General features: G+C 69.7%; 18 protein-coding genes. 11 read left to right on the top strand and 7 right to left on the bottom strand.

Annotated elements, in window-relative coordinates; genetic code table 11:
• Positions 1–168 precede the first annotated feature (168 nt).
• Genes ACZ5ZX_RS29120 through ACZ5ZX_RS29110 form a run of 3 tightly spaced genes read right to left on the bottom strand, consistent with a single transcriptional unit; the run spans position 169 to position 2,820 of the window.
• Complete coding sequence (locus ACZ5ZX_RS29120) at positions 169–1,038, bottom strand: glycosyltransferase family 2 protein (protein ID WP_465505171.1); 870 nt, start codon at positions 1,036–1,038, stop codon at positions 169–171.
• A gap of 25 nt (positions 1,039–1,063) precedes the next feature.
• Entirely contained in the window at positions 1,064–1,936 is an 873-nt protein-coding gene (locus tag ACZ5ZX_RS29115) for a glycosyltransferase family 2 protein (RefSeq protein ID WP_465505160.1), read from the bottom strand.
• Entirely contained in the window at positions 1,933–2,820 is an 888-nt protein-coding gene (locus ACZ5ZX_RS29110) for a polysaccharide pyruvyl transferase family protein (RefSeq protein ID WP_465505159.1), read from the bottom strand. The genes ACZ5ZX_RS29115 and ACZ5ZX_RS29110 overlap by 4 nt, the downstream gene beginning before the upstream one ends.
• 72 nt (positions 2,821–2,892) lie before the next feature.
• Here ACZ5ZX_RS29110 and ACZ5ZX_RS29105 point away from each other — a divergent pair, with 72 nt between their 5' ends.
• The 11 genes from ACZ5ZX_RS29105 (at position 2,893) to ACZ5ZX_RS29055 (ending at position 12,897) form a co-directional block, all read left to right on the top strand.
• Entirely contained in the window at positions 2,893–3,855 is a 963-nt protein-coding gene (locus ACZ5ZX_RS29105; protein ID WP_465505158.1) for an NAD-dependent epimerase/dehydratase family protein, read from the top strand.
• 113 nt (positions 3,856–3,968) lie between these two features.
• The gene (locus ACZ5ZX_RS29100) at positions 3,969–5,591 is read left to right on the top strand and encodes a carbamoyltransferase family protein (RefSeq protein WP_465505157.1); all 1,623 of its coding nucleotides are present in this window, start codon (positions 3,969–3,971) and stop codon (positions 5,589–5,591) included.
• A 28-nt stretch (positions 5,592–5,619) separates the two neighbouring features.
• Positions 5,620–6,183 (top strand): D-sedoheptulose-7-phosphate isomerase, encoded by a 564-nt coding sequence (locus tag ACZ5ZX_RS29095; protein WP_465505156.1) that lies wholly within the window; start codon positions 5,620–5,622, stop codon positions 6,181–6,183.
• A complete protein-coding gene (locus tag ACZ5ZX_RS29090) occupies positions 6,180–7,538 on the top strand; it encodes a PfkB family carbohydrate kinase (RefSeq protein WP_465505155.1) in 1,359 nt (452 codons plus the stop codon). Before ACZ5ZX_RS29095 ends, ACZ5ZX_RS29090 begins: the two co-directional genes overlap by 4 nt.
• On the top strand, positions 7,538–8,224 hold the full coding sequence (locus tag ACZ5ZX_RS29085; RefSeq protein WP_465505170.1) for an SDR family oxidoreductase: 687 nt from the start codon (positions 7,538–7,540) through the stop codon (positions 8,222–8,224). The genes ACZ5ZX_RS29090 and ACZ5ZX_RS29085 overlap by 1 nt, the downstream gene beginning before the upstream one ends.
• Complete coding sequence (locus tag ACZ5ZX_RS29080; RefSeq protein ID WP_465505169.1) at positions 8,215–9,162, top strand: glycosyltransferase family 9 protein; 948 nt, start codon at positions 8,215–8,217, stop codon at positions 9,160–9,162. Before ACZ5ZX_RS29085 ends, ACZ5ZX_RS29080 begins: the two co-directional genes overlap by 10 nt.
• Positions 9,155–10,465, top strand: coding sequence for a UDP-glucose dehydrogenase family protein (locus tag ACZ5ZX_RS29075; RefSeq protein ID WP_465505154.1), 1,311 nt, complete (start codon positions 9,155–9,157; stop codon positions 10,463–10,465). Before ACZ5ZX_RS29080 ends, ACZ5ZX_RS29075 begins: the two co-directional genes overlap by 8 nt.
• Positions 10,462–11,073 (top strand): flavodoxin family protein, encoded by a 612-nt coding sequence (locus ACZ5ZX_RS29070; protein ID WP_465505153.1) that lies wholly within the window; start codon positions 10,462–10,464, stop codon positions 11,071–11,073. The genes ACZ5ZX_RS29075 and ACZ5ZX_RS29070 overlap by 4 nt, the downstream gene beginning before the upstream one ends.
• Positions 11,074–11,119: 46 nt before the next feature.
• The gene (locus ACZ5ZX_RS29065; RefSeq protein ID WP_465505152.1) at positions 11,120–11,500 is read left to right on the top strand and encodes a hypothetical protein; all 381 of its coding nucleotides are present in this window, start codon (positions 11,120–11,122) and stop codon (positions 11,498–11,500) included.
• Positions 11,501–11,598: 98 nt separating this feature from the next.
• The gene (locus tag ACZ5ZX_RS29060; RefSeq protein WP_465505151.1) at positions 11,599–12,273 is read left to right on the top strand and encodes a DUF6766 family protein; all 675 of its coding nucleotides are present in this window, start codon (positions 11,599–11,601) and stop codon (positions 12,271–12,273) included.
• Between the two features lie 60 nt (positions 12,274–12,333).
• Complete coding sequence (locus ACZ5ZX_RS29055) at positions 12,334–12,897, top strand: hemerythrin domain-containing protein (protein ID WP_465505150.1); 564 nt, start codon at positions 12,334–12,336, stop codon at positions 12,895–12,897.
• Between the two features lie 533 nt (positions 12,898–13,430).
• On the opposite strand, the gene phoU is transcribed toward ACZ5ZX_RS29055, so the two are convergent.
• Genes phoU through ACZ5ZX_RS29035 form a run of 4 tightly spaced genes read right to left on the bottom strand, consistent with a single transcriptional unit; the run spans position 13,431 to position 16,694 of the window.
• Positions 13,431–14,102, bottom strand: coding sequence for a phosphate signaling complex protein PhoU (gene phoU, locus ACZ5ZX_RS29050; protein ID WP_465505149.1), 672 nt, complete (start codon positions 14,100–14,102; stop codon positions 13,431–13,433).
• On the bottom strand, positions 14,099–14,836 hold the full coding sequence (locus ACZ5ZX_RS29045; protein ID WP_465505148.1) for a metallophosphoesterase family protein: 738 nt from the start codon (positions 14,834–14,836) through the stop codon (positions 14,099–14,101). Before ACZ5ZX_RS29045 ends, phoU begins: the two co-directional genes overlap by 4 nt.
• Positions 14,833–15,642, bottom strand: a complete 810-nt coding sequence (locus ACZ5ZX_RS29040; protein WP_465505147.1) for a nucleotidyltransferase family protein — start codon at positions 15,640–15,642, stop codon at positions 14,833–14,835. The genes ACZ5ZX_RS29045 and ACZ5ZX_RS29040 overlap by 4 nt, the downstream gene beginning before the upstream one ends.
• The gene (locus ACZ5ZX_RS29035; RefSeq protein ID WP_465505146.1) at positions 15,639–16,694 is read right to left on the bottom strand and encodes an NAD-dependent epimerase/dehydratase family protein; all 1,056 of its coding nucleotides are present in this window, start codon (positions 16,692–16,694) and stop codon (positions 15,639–15,641) included. Before ACZ5ZX_RS29035 ends, ACZ5ZX_RS29040 begins: the two co-directional genes overlap by 4 nt.
• Between the last annotated feature and the right edge of the window lie 13 nt (positions 16,695–16,707).

Raw genomic sequence — 16,707 nt, 5'->3', positions numbered from 1 at the left:
CGCGCCGCCCACTCGCCCCCTCCGCATCTACGCGCCTCCGACACCTCCTCCTAAAATCCGGCCGCCTTGGTGCTGCCGGCAACGGCGCAAACCCCCCCCACCCCCCCACCCACGACTCTTTTGGGGCACCCGACGGAAGACCTGCCTTCCGCCGGCGCCGCGCCCACCTCACCCCACATATCGCCGCGCCACCGAGTTCCGCTGCGCGTCCTCCAGCAGCACCAGCCCCCGCTCCACCTCCACCGGCACCACCTCCCGATTCCGCAGCACCCAGGGAATCCCCCGCACCGCCTCGGCCACCGCCGTCACGGTCGCCCGGTCCAACGGCGCGGAGCGCAGCACGGTGACCATGCGACGCAGGACGCTGGAGACCGGCCGTCGCAGCCACAACGTCCACAGCGTGTTCCGGATCCCGAGTTGTCGCCGGCGGCGTGGATCCCGGACGGTCGACGGCGCGTGGTGGATCACCATTTCCTCGTCCCAGCACATCCACCAGCCCCGCGCGGCCAGGTCGAGGGCGAACAGCTCCTCCTCCCCGCCGAGCCACATGCGTTCGGAGAATCCGCCGACGTCGGTGAACGCGCGGACGCGCACGGCCGACAGGCCCGCCATCACGCCCAGCAACGCGGGGCCGGGCAGCCAGTCCGGTCCGGGTACGGGCGAATGCCTCAGTTCCGGGGTGATGGGGTCTTCCGTCAGATCGGGTTCCACCAGGCACCGGCCGGTCACCACGCCGAGGGCGGGATGACGGTCGAGTTGATCGGCGGCGCGCGTCAAGGCGCCGGGTTGCCATCGGGTGTCGTCGTCGCAGAAGGCGACATACCGCGTTTTCACCGCCCGGACGGCGACGTTCCTGGCCACCGCGCCCAGGTTGCGGGGCGATCGGAGGACGCGGACCTGGGGGTACCTTCGCTCGACGGCGTCCGCGGATCCGTCCGTGGAGGCGTTGTCCACCAGGACGATGGGCGCGGCGTCGGGCAGCGTCGTCATCCGCCCGAGTGTTTCCAGCAGCTGCTCACGTCGATTGTGGGTGATCATCACGACCGTGATCCGGTCCTGCACCTCAGCCTCCCTGCGCGTGTTCGAGCACGCGGATCTGCCGCTCCACTCCGTCGGGCAGCCGCCGTCGTTCCGCGAGGGCTGACGGCAGACGGCGGACCACCCCGGCGAGCGCGCCCAGCACTCGGGGCTCGCGCGGAACCCGGGTGAGCACGCGAAGTCCGTCGGCGAGGCACTGGCGCACCGGTCGCCGCATGACCGTGATCAGCAACCGGTTCCGCAGTTCCGCGCGCTCACGCCAGCCCCGCGACGGCCGCACCGTCGACGGGTGATGGTGCGCCCGCACCCGGTCCACGTAGCACAGCCGCCAGCCGTGGGCGGCGAGATCGTAGGACAGCAACCGTTCTTCGGCGCCGAAATGCAGCAGCGGACTGAATCCCGCCGCCTGCAGGTACGCCTGCCGTCGGACGACGGCCGAGCAGGCGAGGAAACCGAGCACCGACGGCCCAGGAAGACCGTCGGGCGTACCCAACGGGCTCCCCGCCATCAGGGAGACGACCGGATCTTCCCGTTCTTCTTCCCCGACAAGGGTTTTCGCTGCGACCAGCCCGACATCGGAATGAGCTTCGAGGATCCGCTCGGCTTCGGCGAGCGCGTCCTCGGCCCACCAGGAGTCGTCGTCGCTGAAGGCGACATACGGCGTCCGCGCCAGAGCGACGCCGAGGTTCCGGGCCGCCGCGCCGAGGTTGCGCGGTAACCGGACCACCCGGACACCAGGAAACCCCGCGGCGCGATCCGCGGTGTCGTCAGTGGACGCGTTGTCGAGCACGATCACCGGAGGGCGTGGCCGCAAGGCCGTCAGCTCGGTCAAGGTCCTGGTCAGTTCCGTAGCGCGGTTCCGGGTGGCGATCACCACCGTGGTCCGGGCACCGATCATCGCATCGGCCCCGTCTTGAGCGCCTTGACCATGTCCTTCACCAGGGTGTTGTCCGTCGGCAACGCGCGGAGGGCGGCCACCGCCCGGCCCTGGACCGAGGAACACCACTGCCACCACGAGTCGAGGACCTCCGGCCGCGTCGCCTCCTCTGCGGGGACGAGCGCCGGCCATCCGAGCGCGTCGGCCTGCGCGGTCACTTTTCCGCCACCGGCGACCGGGTCGACGGCCAGTACCGGTACACCTGCCCGGAGCCCCAGCACCAGACCGTGCAGCCGGGTCGTGACCACGACGTCCAGATGCGACAGGATCGAGGTGAATTGGTCCGGCGTCTCGCACTTTTCCCAGTCCGAAGCCGCCAGACGGGTGTCGAGGGGGATCCTGCCGCAGTCGACCCCGGCGATCCACTCCGTCACCGCGGCGTGGACGTCGTCGTGCCGCGCCGCGTCGCCGTACTCCCGCTGTTCCGGGGCGAGGATGATGCCTGTCACGAGTACCTCGTCGGTCGCGGCCTCGGTGGACAGATCGGGTACGGCCATCCCGTTCTGATCACGGGACAGCACCTGATCGAATCCGGTGACGGCGTCGTCGTCCGGATCGATCACCGAAACCCCGACGGCGATCCGCCAGCAGTGGGCGAAACGCCGGTGCACCTCGCGGACCTGCCACCCGTGCGCGGGCCCGCAGACGAACACGACGTGGCTGTAGCGCGCCGGATCCACCTCTTCGTAGCTCAACTCTCGCGGACGGTAGACGGGACTCCACGCCAGATCGTGCGGAACACCGACAGTGGACAGCGCTTCGTCGATCCGGCGCATGCTGAGGACGTCACCCGCGGTCGCCTCGCCATGGCGGAAACTCGCCCAGCCGATCACCAATGTGCGCATATCCGACGCGTACCCCGCCCTGCCCGATTCACACGGAGTTTTTTCCGAGGTGGGCCCGGGTAGCCCGTCGCCATGACCGCAGCGTTCGGACGTGCCTTGGTGACCGGAGGGGCCGGCTTCGTCGGCTCGCACCTGTGTGAGCGGCTGCTGGCGGCGGGCACCGAAGTCGTCGCGGCCGACAACTTCGCCACCGCCGACGCGGGCAACGTCGAGCATCTCCTTGATCTTCCCGGCTTCCGGCTGGCGACACGGGACGTCACCGCGCCACTGGACGAGCCAGACCGCTTCGACGTCGTCTTCCATTTGGCCTCCGCCGCCTCGCCACGCGACTACTTCCGTCTTCCGCTGGAAACGCTGCGCGCGGGGTCGTATGGCACCGAGCACGCCCTGGACATCGCCGAACGCGACGGCGCGCGCTTCGTCCTCGCGTCCACCAGCGAGGTCTACGGCGATCCGCGGGAACATCCGCAGCGCGAGGACTACTGGGGCAATGTGAACCCGATCGGCCCGCGCAGTGTCTACGACGAGGCCAAGCGGTACGCCGAAGCACTGACCTCGGCCATGCGCCGGGAGCGTGGGGTGAACACCGCCATCGCCCGGATCTTCAACACCTACGGCCCCAGGATGCGCGCCGACGACGGCCGGATGATCCCGACGTTCATCTGCCAGGCACTGCGCGGCGAACCGCTCACCGTCACCGGGACGGGACAGCAGACCCGGTCGATCTGCTACGTCGACGACACCGTCCGGGGCCTGCTGGCGCTGGCGGCTTCCGATCTGCCGGGGCCGGTGAATCTGGGGAATCCCCACGAACTCACCGTGCTGCGGATCGCCGAGGAGGTCGTGTCGATCACCGGGAGCTCGTCCGTGATCGAGTACATCGACGCGGCGGTCGACGATCCGACGCGCCGCTGCCCCGACATCTCGCTGGCCCGCCGCGAACTCGGTTGGGCACCGGAGATCGAGATGGCGGAAGGACTCCCGCGCACGGTCGACTGGTACGCCCGGCACCACCCCCTTGAGCCGCTTCGCTGAGTAGCGACGCCCTGGGCTTTCGCGCCCCGGTCGTTTATCACCGATCGCACCGGGTAGCGCTAGAGGAGCAAGGCGGGTCACGGCCCGCCTCCCCCGAACAGAGAGGTGGCCAGGTGCGCATTCTCGGTGTCAACGCCGTCTTCCACGATCCAGCCGCCGCGCTGGTCGTCGACGGGGAGATCGTGGCCGCGGCGGAGGAGGAACGGTTCAGCCGTCGCAAACACGGCAAACGACCGGTCCCCTTCTCCGCCTGGGAACAACCGGCCGAAGCGGCCGCGTGGTGCCTCGCCGAAGCGGGCATTTCCGCGCAGGATCTCGACGCGGTCGGCTACTCCTACGACCCGGCGCTGGTCGAGCCCGGTCTCGATGGTCATGACGGGAAGAACGAAGGCCTGCGGACCGACTTCGCCCGCCGGGCGCCCGACTTCCTCAAGGCTGCCCTGCCCGGTTTGGACCCGGCGATCGTCCGCTTCGTCCGGCATCACGTCGCGCACGCCGCGTCCGCCGCGCTGGCGGCACCGTTCGGCGACTGCGCGGTCCTGGTCGCCGACGGCCGCGGTGAAAGCACGTCCTACCTCGCCGGCGAGTACCGCGACGGCAAACTCGAGGAGCTCGCGCAGCAGCGACTCCCCCATTCCCTCGGGCTGATGTACGAGGACCTCACCGAACACCTCGGGTTCGCCCGCTCCAGCGACGAGTACAAGGTGATGGCGCTGGCTTCCTACGGGACACCACGGTTCCTCGAGCAGATCCGCGAGCACGTCCACACCGACGGCCTGGGTTTCCGGACCGATCCGGTCGATTGGGCGTCGTTCGCACCCGCCGTCGAACCAGGCCAGGAACCGCGGCGGGTGCACGCGGACCTGACCGCGAGCGTCCAGCGCTGTCTGGAAGACGTCCTCCTCGAACTGACCAAGGGGCTCCACGAGCACACCGGCCACACCGATCTGGCGCTGGCAGGCGGAATCGCGCTCAACTGCGTCGCGAACACCCGGCTCCACGCGGAAGGCCCCTTCGACCGGATCTGGGTGCAGCCCGCCGCCGGTGACGCGGGCACCGCGCTCGGCGCGGCCCTGCAGCTCGCGGCCGACTTCGGTGAGCGCGGTGAGCCGATGTCCGGCGCCGATCTGGGTCGCGGCTGGACCGACGACCAGCTGGAAAGCGCGCTCAAGACCGCGAATCTGCGCTACGAGCGGCCGGACGACGTCGCCGAAACGGTCGCGGAGGCGCTCGCGGACGACCGGATCGTGGCCTGGTTCCAGGGCCGGGCCGAGTTCGGCCCGCGCGCGCTCGGCCATCGTTCGCTGCTGGCGCATCCCGGGTACAAGGCCAATCTCGAACGGCTCAACGACGTGAAGGGGCGCGAACAGTTCCGGCCGGTGGCGCCGATGGTACTCGCCGAACGCGCCGGTGAGGTCTTCTCCCGTGGCCCGCTTCCCAGCCCCTACATGCTTTTCGTGCACGACGTCGCTCCACAATGGAGGGACAGGATCCCGGCGGTCACCCATGTCGACGGCACCGCCCGCGTGCAGACCGTCGATCCCGCACAGGAACCACTGGTGGCCAGGATGCTGACGGCGTTCGAACGGCGCACCGGGGTACCCGCCGTCGTCAACACCAGTCTCAACACCGCGGGAAGGCCGATGGTCGACTCACCGCGGGACGCGCTCGAGTGCTTCGGCTCCGCGCCCATCGACCTGCTCGCCATCGGTCCGTTCGTGGTCCGCCGCCCGTGAACTCCTTGAACGACTTCGGAGGTGTCTCGTGATCGAAGAACACTTCGCCGCGTTGAGTGACGCGGCCGGGAAAACCGCTTCCTGGGCACCGAAACTCCGGGACTGGGGTGACCATCTGGCCACCGTCCTGTCCTCCGGCGGGCGACTGCTCGCCTGCGGTAACGGCGGGAGCGCCGCCGAAGCCCAGCACCTCACCGGTGAGTTGGTCGGCCGGTTCCGCAACGACCGGCGGCCGTTCTCGGCGATCGCCCTGCACGCGGACACCTCCGCGGGGACGGCCATCGTCAACGACTACGGCGAACACGAGCTGTTCGCCCGCCAGGTCCGGGCGCACGGCCGTCCCGGTGACCTCCTCGTCTGCCTGTCGACCAGCGGTACCAGCCAGAACGTGGTCGCGGCGGCCAAGGCCGCCCACGAACTCGGCATCACGACGTGGGCGTTGACCGGCCCCTCCCCGAATCCGCTCGCCGCGCTGTGCCATGAGGCGATCCCGGTGGAGGCCGCGTCCACGGCCACTGTGCAGGAGGTCCATCTGGCGCTGGTCCACGCCTTGTGCACCGCGCTGGACGACGCGCTCGGGGTGCCGACGTGAGGCCGCTGGTCGTACTGGGGGACGCCCTGCTGGACGTCGACATCGACGGCACTTCGGATCGTCTCTGCCCGGACGCCCCCGTTCCCGTGGTCGATCTCGAGCGGCACTGGCGCCGGCCCGGCGGCGCCGGACTCGCCGCGCTGCTCGCGGCGCGGTCCACCGCCCACGTCGTCCTGGTCGCGCCGCTCGGCGGTGACCAGGAAGGCCGCGCGCTGGCCGGGTTGCTGGAGCGCGAGATCACGCTCGTCCCGATGCCCTTGCGGGGCACCACCGTCACCAAGACGAGGGTGCGGGCCGCCGGGCAGTCCCTGGTCCGCCTCGACAGCGGTGACGGCACGGCGGACATGGCGCCCTTGTCACGTGAGGTGCGGGACGCGCTGCGTTCGGCGGGGACGATCCTCGTCGCCGACTACGGCCGGGGAGTGACCGCCCATCCGGGTGTCCGCAAGCTGCTCGCGGAGCTGGCAGGCGTGATCCCGGTCGTCTGGGATCCGCATCCGCGCGGCGCCGAACCGGTGCCGGGGGTACGGCTGGCCACGCCGAATCTGGCCGAGGCCGAGCATTTCACCGAAACCCGGTCCGGCCCGGAAGACCTGGCCAAGCGGCTGCACGAGCGGTGGCCCGTCGAAGCGGTCAGCGTCACCACCGGTCAGCACGGGGCCGTCCTGACCGACGGAGAGCGGTGCGCGACGTTCCGGCCGCCCACCGGCATCACCGCCAAGGACACCTGCGGCGCGGGTGACCGTTTCGCCTCCGCGGCGGCCGCCGCATTGCTCGACGGGGCGTCCACCGGCGACGCGGTGGCCGCCGGCGTCGAGACCGCGGCCCGGTTCGTCGCGACCGGCGGCGCCGCGACTCTGTCCACTATGGACATGAAACCCGAGCAGGACTCCCGGCACCACGGCGCGTCGGCCTTCGATGTCGCCGCACGGGTCCGCGCCCGGGGTGGCAGATTGGTCGCCACCGGCGGCTGTTTCGATCTGCTGCACCCCGGACACGCCAGTCTCCTGCGCCAGGCACGCGCCCTCGGCGACGCGCTGATCGTTTGTCTCAACTCGGACGAGTCGGTCCGCCGGCTGAAAGGGCCCGGACGGCCGATCGTGGCCGCTCGCGACCGCGCCCGGCTGCTCACCGAACTCAGTTCCGTCGACGCCGTCGCGGTGTTCGACGAACCCGATCCCGCCGCACTGCTGGAGCGCCTGCGCCCGGACGTCTGGGTCAAGGGCGGCGACTACGCGGACACGGAGCTCCCCGAAAGCGCCGTCGTCCGTCGGCACGGTGGCGAGATCGTCCTGATCCCGACCATCCGCGGTTACTCCACCTCCAGGCTGGTGGCCGCGGCGGAAGGAGCATGATGCGCTCTCTCGGCAACATCCTGATCACCGGCGGCGCCTCCGGCCTCGGTGCCGCGACGATCGAGGCCGTCCGCGAGGCGGGCGGTACCCCGCTCGTCATCGACCGCGCCGAACCCGCCGCCGACGTCGACTTCGTCCAAGCTGACCTGGCGGATTCCGCCGCGGCCGAGCACGCCGTGCGGACGCTCGCCGAACGCGCGGGCGGGCTCGACGGGGTGTTCACCGCGGCGGGTACGGATGCCTGCGGGGCACTCGACGCCGTGTCGACCGAGGACTGGGAACGCGTGGTCCGGGTCAACCTGCTCGGTACGGCCGCGGTCGTCCGCGCCGCGCTGCCGTATCTGCGCGAAAGCCACGGCACGGTCGTCACTTGCGCTTCGACACTCGGGGTCCGGGTCGCGGGTGACGCGAGTGCTTACTGTGCCTCGAAATTCGGGGTCGTCGGCTTCACGAGGGCGCTCGCCATGGAACTCGCCGGCCGCGTCGGGGTGACCTTGCTCGTCCCCGGCGGGATGCATACGGCGTTCTTCGACGACCGGGCCGAGCAGTACAAGCCGCCGCCGGACGCGAAGCTCAACCAGCCCGAGCATGTCGCCGCGAGTGTGGTGTTCGCGCTGTCGCAGCCGCCCGGCTGCGAGGTACGGGAACTCGTGGTGTGCGCGTCGGAAGAGGGGTCCTGGCCGTGAGCGGCGGCATCCTCGTACTGCGCGCGCTCGGCCTGGGCGATCTGCTCACCGGTGTCCCGGCGCTGCGTGCCCTGCGGCGGGCGTTCGACGGCGAACGGCTCGTCCTCGCCGCCCCGGAAGGTCTCCGCGACATCGTCGAACTCATCGACGCGGTGGACGAACTTCTTCCGACGGCGGGTCTCGGCGAGCTGGCGTGGCCCGGTGAACCGCCACGGCTCGCGGTCAACCTCCATGGCCGCGGGCCGGAGAGCATCCACGACCTGCTCGCGCAGGATCCGGTCGAACTGATCACCCACCGGCATCCGGACTTTCCCGAGGTCGACGGCCCGGACTGGCCCGCGGACGTGCACGAGGTCGACCGCTGGTGCCGCCTGCTCGAAGCGGCCCGCATCCCGGCGGAGCGTGCCGCGCTGGGCCTTCCGCCACCGCCCGGACCGAGTCCGGCACCCGGTGCCGTGGTGATCCACCCCGGTGCCGCGTTCGCGGCCCGCCGCTGGCCGCCGGAGCGCTACGCGCGTGTGGCGCGGGAGCTCGCCGGACGGCACCGGGTGGTCGTCACCGGCAACGCTGCCGAGGTACCGCTCGCCAGGGAGATCGCCGAGGCCGCCGGACTGCCGGAAGACGCCGTCCTCGCCGGGAACACCGGTCTCGCCGAACTCGCCGCGACCGTCGCCGAGGCGAAGCTGGTCATCTGCGGTGACACCGGCACCGGGCATCTCGCGACCGCGTACGGCACGCCTTCGGTATTGCTGTTCGGGCCGACCCCGCCGTGCCGCTGGGGACCGCCGCCTGGGGCACGGCAGCACGTGGTGCTCTGGGTGGGCGACGTCGGCGATCCGCATGCCGACCGGCCGGATCCGGGTCTGTTGCTGCTGCGGGAAGACCGCGTCCTCACCGCGGCCGAAGGTCTGCTCGGGGAAAGGGTGTCGCATGGTTGAGCGGGTCGGCGTGATCGGCGCCGGATACGTCGGGCTGACGAGTGCCGCGTGCTTCGCGCATCTGGGCCACCGGGTGATCTGCGTCGACAACGATCAGTCCAAAGTGGACGCGCTCGACCGCGGCGAGCTCACCATCGCCGAACCGGGCCTCGAAGAGCTGGTCCACGACGGACTGAACTGCCGCCGGCTCCGGTTCTCCACGGCCCCGGAGACACTGTCCGATGTGGACTTCGTCCTGCTGTGCCTGCCCACCCCGAAAGGGGACGGCGGGAACGCCGACGTCCGTATCCTCGAAGAGGTCGTCGCCACCCTGCCCGACCTGCTCGAACCGGGATGTGTCGTCGTCACGAAGTCCACCGTTCCGGTGGGCACCGGCGCGCGGTTGCCGGAGTTGCTCGGCAGGCCGGATCTGCCGGTGGTGAGCAATCCCGAATTCCTCCGTGAGGGCCACGCCGTCGAGGACTTCCTGAACCCGGACCGGATCGTGCTGGGCTCCACGGAGGAGAACCGGCGCGCTGCCGAACGGGTGGCCGCGTTGTACGGTGAGACCGACGCTCCGGTCTGGTTCACCGATCCGGCGAGTGCCGAGCTGGCGAAGTACGCCAGCAACGCCTTTCTGGCCTTGAAGGTGTCCTATGTGAACATCCTCGCCGAACTCTGCGAGCACTACGGTGCCGACATCCGCGAGGTCGGGCGGCTCATGGGGCTCGATCCGCGGATCGGCCCCGCGTTCCTCTCCCCCGGCCCCGGCTGGGGCGGTTCGTGCCTGCCCAAGGACACCGCCGCGCTGCTGCGGACCGCCGAACACGCGGGCGTCGACTTCGGCATCCTGCGCGACGCCATGAAGGCCAACGCGCGTCAGCAGGCCGCCGTGACGCGAAAGATCCGGCTGGCGGTCACCGGCGCTCCGGACGGCTCGCTCAAGGGCGTCCGCATCGGGCTGCTGGGGCTGGCGTTCAAGGCGGGGACCGGCGATCTGCGGGACTCCCCCGCGCTGGCGATCGCCGGGGAACTCGCCAGGGGCGGCGCGATCCTGACCGGCTACGACCCCGGCGTCGAATCGGTCGAACCCGACATCGTCCAGGTCGTCGACGATCCGTATCTGGTGGCGAAGGACGCCGCCGCGCTGGTGGTGCTCACCGAATGGCCCGAGTTCCGTGATCTCGACTGGGACCGGCTCGCCGCCGCCGCCGAACGCGCCGTCGTCGTCGACGCCAGGAATCTCCTGGACCCGGCGGCCGTCGCCAGGGCCGGGTTCGCCCACACCGGACTCGGCACCGATCCGAACAGGAGGACACGATGACCCAGCCGTTGAAGGCCCTCGCACTGGTGTGCACGCTCAAACCCTCGCCGTCCCCGACGAGCAGCGGGCTCATCGCCCAGCAGGTGCTGGACAAACTGGCCGAACGCGGGGTGACCGGCGAACTGGTGCGCGTCGTCGATCACGACGTCAAACCCGGCGTCGAGGCCGACATGGGCGAAGGCGACGCCTGGCCTGAGATCCGCCGCAAGATCGCCGCCGCCGACATCGTCCTGATCTCGACGCCGACCTGGGTCGGGCATATGTCCAGTGTGGCCCAACGCGTACTGGAACGGCTCGACGCCGAACTGTCCGAAACCGACGACGAGGGCAGGCCGTCGATGTTCGGCAAGGTCGCGGTCACCGCGGTCGTCGGCAACGAGGACGGAGCGCACAAGATCACCGCGGATCTGTTCCAGGCGCTCAACGACATCGGGTTCACCCTGCCCGCGCAGGGCGGGACGTACTGGAACGGCGAGGCCATGAAGGGCGGGGACTACAACGACCTCGACGAGACCCCGGAAGCGGTCGAATCGACCAACGCGACCCTGGCCCGCAACGCCGTCCACCTGGCGAACCTGCTGCGTACGAGCCAATACCCGGCGTCATGACGAAACGCGGTGTGTAGTCGAGTGCCCGGCGGGGTACCTGTAGTCCGTGATCGTCAAAGTGCTGGCGTTCGGCGTATGTCTGCTGGTGGCCGGGTGTACCGGAGCGAGCGGACAGGGGCCGGTGAAGGAAGCCACCGGGCGGTTCCTCGGCGCACTCGCGTCGGGTGATCAGCGCTCGGCGTGCGCTTTGCTGGCGCCCCGGGTCCGCGAATCGTGGGGCCCGGGAGGCTGCGAACACGGTCTCGCCGGAGCGGCCGTACCGGGCGGTACCCCCGAAACGGTGTCGGTCTGGAGTGAAGAAGCTCAGGTGAAGACCGGCGGCGACACCCTCTTCCTGCACGAGTTCTCCGTCGGCTGGCTGATCACCGGCGCGGGATGCCATCTCCGCAACGAACAGGTCTACGACTGTGCGGTGGGTGGACCATGAGGGCGCGAGGGGTGTTCACCGTTTACCTGGTCTTCGTCGTGGCAGGCCTCGGCTACTGCATCCTGCTCGGGCTGCTGCACCGGTGAAGGGGGCGGGAGATGCGACGCTTTCTTCGTGACAACGGGCTTTCACTGGGCTTCGGATTACTCTTCCTTGGCAGCCTCGTGGGGCAGGCGTTCGCCGGACTCGCCGATTTCAACGACGGACAATTACGGCACGCCGCCGAACCCATCGGCCTGATCGACTACCTGACCTCCGCCGATTTCGCCGTCGATGTCGCCGAAAACTGGCAATCCGAATATCTGCAATTCTTCCTCTACGTTTTCGCCACCGTATGGCTGTTGCAACGCGGTTCACCCGAATCGAAACCCGCCGACCGGGTCGGGCTGGAGAGCGACAAGGCCCAGCAGGTCGGGGCACACGCCACCAAGGAGTCACCCCGCTGGGTGCGGGCGGGCGGTTGGCGCACCGGCGTCTTCTCGGTGTCGCTCGGTTTGGTGATGCTGGGCCTGTTCCTGCTGTCGTGGCTGGCGCAATCGGTGGCCGGGATGAGCGCCTACAACGCCGAGCAGATCGCGGACTTCGGCGATCCCGTGAGCTGGTTCGACTATCTGGTCTCGCCCGACTTCTGGAACCGGTCCCTGCAGAACTGGCAGTCGGAATTCCTCGCCATCGGCTCGATGGCGGTGTTCAGCGTGTATCTGCGCCAGCGTGGCTCCCCGGAATCGAAACCGGTCGGCGCACCCCATCACGCCACCGACGAATCCGGGTGATTTCCGCGCGAATCGGGGTAACCGTGCGATGTCGGACTGATGAAACGGACAGGAGTGTCCATGACCACCACCACCAAACACGACCTCGTTTCGGTGATCACCGAGGACCACCGCGCCTTCGAGCGGATCTTCAAGGAGCTGGAATCCGGCAAGGGCGGCGACGAGCACCGCAAGGACCTCGCGGACCACCTCATCGCCGAACTCGTACGGCATTCCATCGCCGAAGAACAGCACATGTACCCCGCCGCACGACGGCATCTGCCCGACGGCGACGAGGTCGCGGACCACGAGATCGAGGAACACTCCAAGGCCGAGCAGATCATGAAGGATCTCGAAGGCCTCGAGCCGAAGGACAAACGCTTCGACGAACTGGTGGGGAAGCTGATCGAAGACGTCCGCCACCACATCGAAGAGGAAGAGGGCGACCTGCTGCCGAAACTGCAAGGCGCCTGCTCCGCGGAGGAGCTCCGGGATCTGGGCGAGAAGATCTTGCGGGCCAAGAAGATCGCGCCCACGCGGCCGCACCCCGCAGCCCCGGACCGCCCGCCGGCGAACCGGATCCTGGCGCCGGGCACGGCGTTCATCGACAAGATCCGGGACGCCCTCGAAGACCGCAACACCTGACCGCCGACCAGTTAGGGCCTACGCGTGGCCTGCGGGCCCGCAGGCGTGAAGTACATGAAGGACCCCTTCCTTGCGCCTAGCGCAAGGAAGGGGTCCTTCATGTACTGGGGAAGGCGTGAAGGTCGAGTTTCCTCGGCTGAGCCGAGGGAAGGGGGCCTTCACGCGCCGCCGTTGTGACCGGTGGTGCTGCTGCGGCTGCTGCGCCTGCTGCTGCGGCGGCAGCTGCTGCTGCGGCGGCGGCTGCGGCGGCGGCGGCGGCGGCTGCGGCTGCGGCTGCGGCTGCGGCTGCGGCTGCGGCTGCGGCTGCGGCTGCGGCTGCGGCTTGCGATGGCCTTCCGGTCCGTGAAGGCCTCCTTCCCTACCCTGAAAGTAGGGAAGGAGGCCTTCACGGACTTTGTGACCGCCACACCCGCCACGGACGCATCAGCAGTCACACCGGCTGCGCGTGAAGGCCCCCTTCCCTCGGCTCAGCCGAGGGAAGGGGGCCTTCACGCGCTCCCGCAGCGCCAAGAAGACGCTGGCGACCGGGCCACTCACGGCTCGGCGAGGGCGTCCCGCACTTCTGAAGCGGGCAGTTCCCCAGTGAGTGCGAAGTCGACCCGCCGCGCCACGGAGACGACCTGATCGGCGAACCGCTCGTAGAAGCGTGCCAACAACGCCACCGAAACGGCGGGCGCGACGCCGTCGGTCCAGTCGGGCCCGGTCACCAGCTCCATCAGCTCCTCATAGAGGGCGTCGACGCGCTGATCGGACCGCGCGAGCGACTGGAACACCTCGGCCGTCGGCCCGTCGATCGCCGCGGCGAGGTCTTCCGCCATCGAACAGGCCAGTCCGCCCATTTCGCCGAACCGCCCGGTGAGCGCGTCGGGGACGGCGAACTCCGGCGACCGCAGGGCCTGCTCGGCGATGTGCTGGGCGAGGTCTCCCATCCGCTCCAGCCGGTCGGCGCAGTACACCGCCGCGAGCACGGTCCGCAGGTCCCGCGCGACCGGGGCCTGCAGGGCGAGCAGCTTCTGCGCGGTCTCCTCGCACTCGGTCCGTGCCGCGTTCAGCCGCGCCTCGACCGTCGCGAGTTCGGCGGCGGCTTCGACGTCGTGGTCGAGAAAGACGCGGTTCGCCAGGCGAAGCTCCTCGCACGCCATGCCGCACATATCCGACAAGCGCTCGCCGAGGACGCTCAGCTGACCATGGAATCGTTCCCTCATGCCGATACCTTCGCTGGTTCAAGGACGTACGTCGCGTAAGCCGACCGGATCACCGGCTGGGCGACATTGCGCACCGGCACCCCGCCCGGGCTGACGCCCTGTTCGCTGCCGTAGTGCGCGTGCCCGTGCAGCGCGAGGGCGGCCCCGGCCGCGTCGATCGGCTCGCACAACAGGTACGACCCGAGGAACGGGTGGATCTCCGGTGGTTCGCCGTGCAGCGTACCGGGGATCGGCGCGTAGTGCGTCAGCGCGACGATCACGTCCGGCTCCTCCTGCTGGAGCCCTTCCAGCGCGGTGCGCAGCCGGTTGGCCGCCGCCATGGTGTGCTCGACGAAATCCTTCATCTCGCGTTCGCCGAACCGGCTCGCGCATTTGCCCGCGAAACCGCCGCCGAACCCTTTCACCCCGGCGACGCCGAGCGTCCCGCCGTCGAGTTTCACCGTGGTGGCACTGCCTTCCAGGACGGTGATCCCGCTTTCCTCCAGCAATCCGCTGATCGCTTCGGCCTGATCCGAGTGATAGTCGTGGTTGCCGAGCACCGACACCACCGGGACGTCGAGCCCGGCGAATTCGTCGGCCACCACCCTGGCCTCGTCGATGGTGCCGTGCCGGGTGAGGTCGCCCGCGAGCAACAGTACGTCGGCGTGTTCGGCGATGTTGTCCAGTGCCGGCCGCAGCAGGCCTCGATTGTCCTCACCGAGGTGGACGTCCCCGACCGCGGCGACCCGGATCACCGGATCTCCTCGGCGCGGGCGGGCTCGCGCACGTCGGCCAGCCGGACGTCGTTGTGCACGAGTTCGGCCGCGATCTGTTCGCAGATGACGGCCTCGACGTCGGCCTTGCGGTTCTCGCAGGCGACCTCGCCGCTGAGCCGGACCTGGTCTCCGCGCACCGTGACGTGCACACCGAGTTCGGCCGTCCTCGGGTCTTCTGCCAGCGCCTTGGTCAGCCTCGCTACCAGGTACTGGGGTGCTTCCGCCGGCATCGGGAGCTCCTTTCCGTCGATGATGGACAGTGCCGCGAGCAGGGTCAGGAACGACCACGCGTAGGGCGATTCGGCGGTCTCCTCGGCCACCCGGTGCCAATCGACCTGCTCGCGAAGGTCGCGCGCGATCCGCAACAGTGGCCCGAAATCGCATCGGTGCGGGCTGAGCACGAGTACCTTGTCGACGAGCAGATCCGTGCCGTTGAGCACGGGCGCGGCGGTCGCCCCGACCCGCATCAGCGAAGCGCGGTCGAGCATCTCGTCGGTCACCGGACGGTGGTTGGGGCGGAAGATCAGGTCGACCAGGCAGTCGCCGTCGTAGACCTTGGTGAGCCAGTCCTCCGGCGGGTGCACCCGTCTCATCCCCGCGGCTTCCAGGGCTTCCGCCGCTTCCTCGATGTCTTCGTGCTTGAGGAAGAGATCGACGTCGTGCTCGGAGGCGGGGCCGCCGCGCGCGTAGACGGCGAGACCGCCCGCGACGGCGAACCGCACCGAGGTACCGTCCAAAGTGGTCACCACTTTGGTCAGGGTGTGCAGCAGTTCCTTCTCGTTCACGGTCGCTCCCCCACCCCGGTCGCCAATTCGTGGGCTCGGCCGACGTCCGGTTTCAGTGGCTCTGTCGGCAGCCCTTCCCCTTCCCTCAGTCCTTTGAGGAAGGCTTCGATCGCCTCCTCCGAGGAGTATCGCGGCGTCCAGCCCAATTCCTCCCTGGCCCGCGTGCAGTCCATCACCGGCAGGTGGAGGACGGCGTCGAACAGGCCCGGCGTGGCCGGGATCAAGTGCAGGGACCAGGCCGCGGCGAGCGCGCGCCGGACGAAGACCGCCGGGACCTTCACCGGCTTGGCACCGAAGATCCGGGCCAGTGACCGGGTGTCCAGCACCGGGTCGGCGGCGATGTTGAACGCGCCCTTGACCTCTTGCAGCGCGCAGCGGCGATAGGCGTCGGCCACGTCATCGGTGTGCGCGGTCTGGATCCGCAGCTGCGGGATGTCCGGCAGCAGGGGGATCAGTGCCGGGCGCACGAGCTTTTCCGGCACGAACGGCCCGCCGAAGAGACGGCGCTGTTCGGGTGCCGCGGCCTTCTGGAAGAGGAACCCCGGACGCAGGCGCACCACCCGCATCCGTGGATGGCTCCGGTCGAACGCTTCGAGAACCCTTTCCACATAAGCTTTTTCCCGGGTGTACGCGGCCTTGGGAGACCCGTGCGTCGGCCAGTCCTCGGCCACCGGGTGATCGTCGTCGCGTGGGGAGTACGCCCCGATCGACGAGGCGTACACCAGCGCCGGGACGCGCATGGCCTGTGCGGCTTCGAAGACGCGGATCGAGCCGAGCACGTTGGCGCGCCAGGTGACCTCGGGCCGATGCGTGGGCTGGAACAGCCACGCGAGGTGGATCACCACGTCGGCACCGTCGAATACGGCACGAAGGTCGTCGCGGGCGACGTCGGCGGTGACGAACTCGGTTTTCGGGCTCTCCCATCGGCTGGGGCGCCTGGCCACCCCGACGATCGACCCGACGTCGGGATCCGCGCCGAGCGCACGCACCACGGCCGTCCCGACGTTACCTGTGGCGCCGGTGACCACGATCCGCTTTCCGCTTCCGGTCATGGGTACGGTTACC

The sequence above is a fragment of the Amycolatopsis sp. NPDC033938 genome (assembly GCF_055575975.1).
The sequence above is the reverse complement of the archived record's forward strand: the minus strand, read 5'-3'. Positions and strand labels throughout refer to the sequence as shown.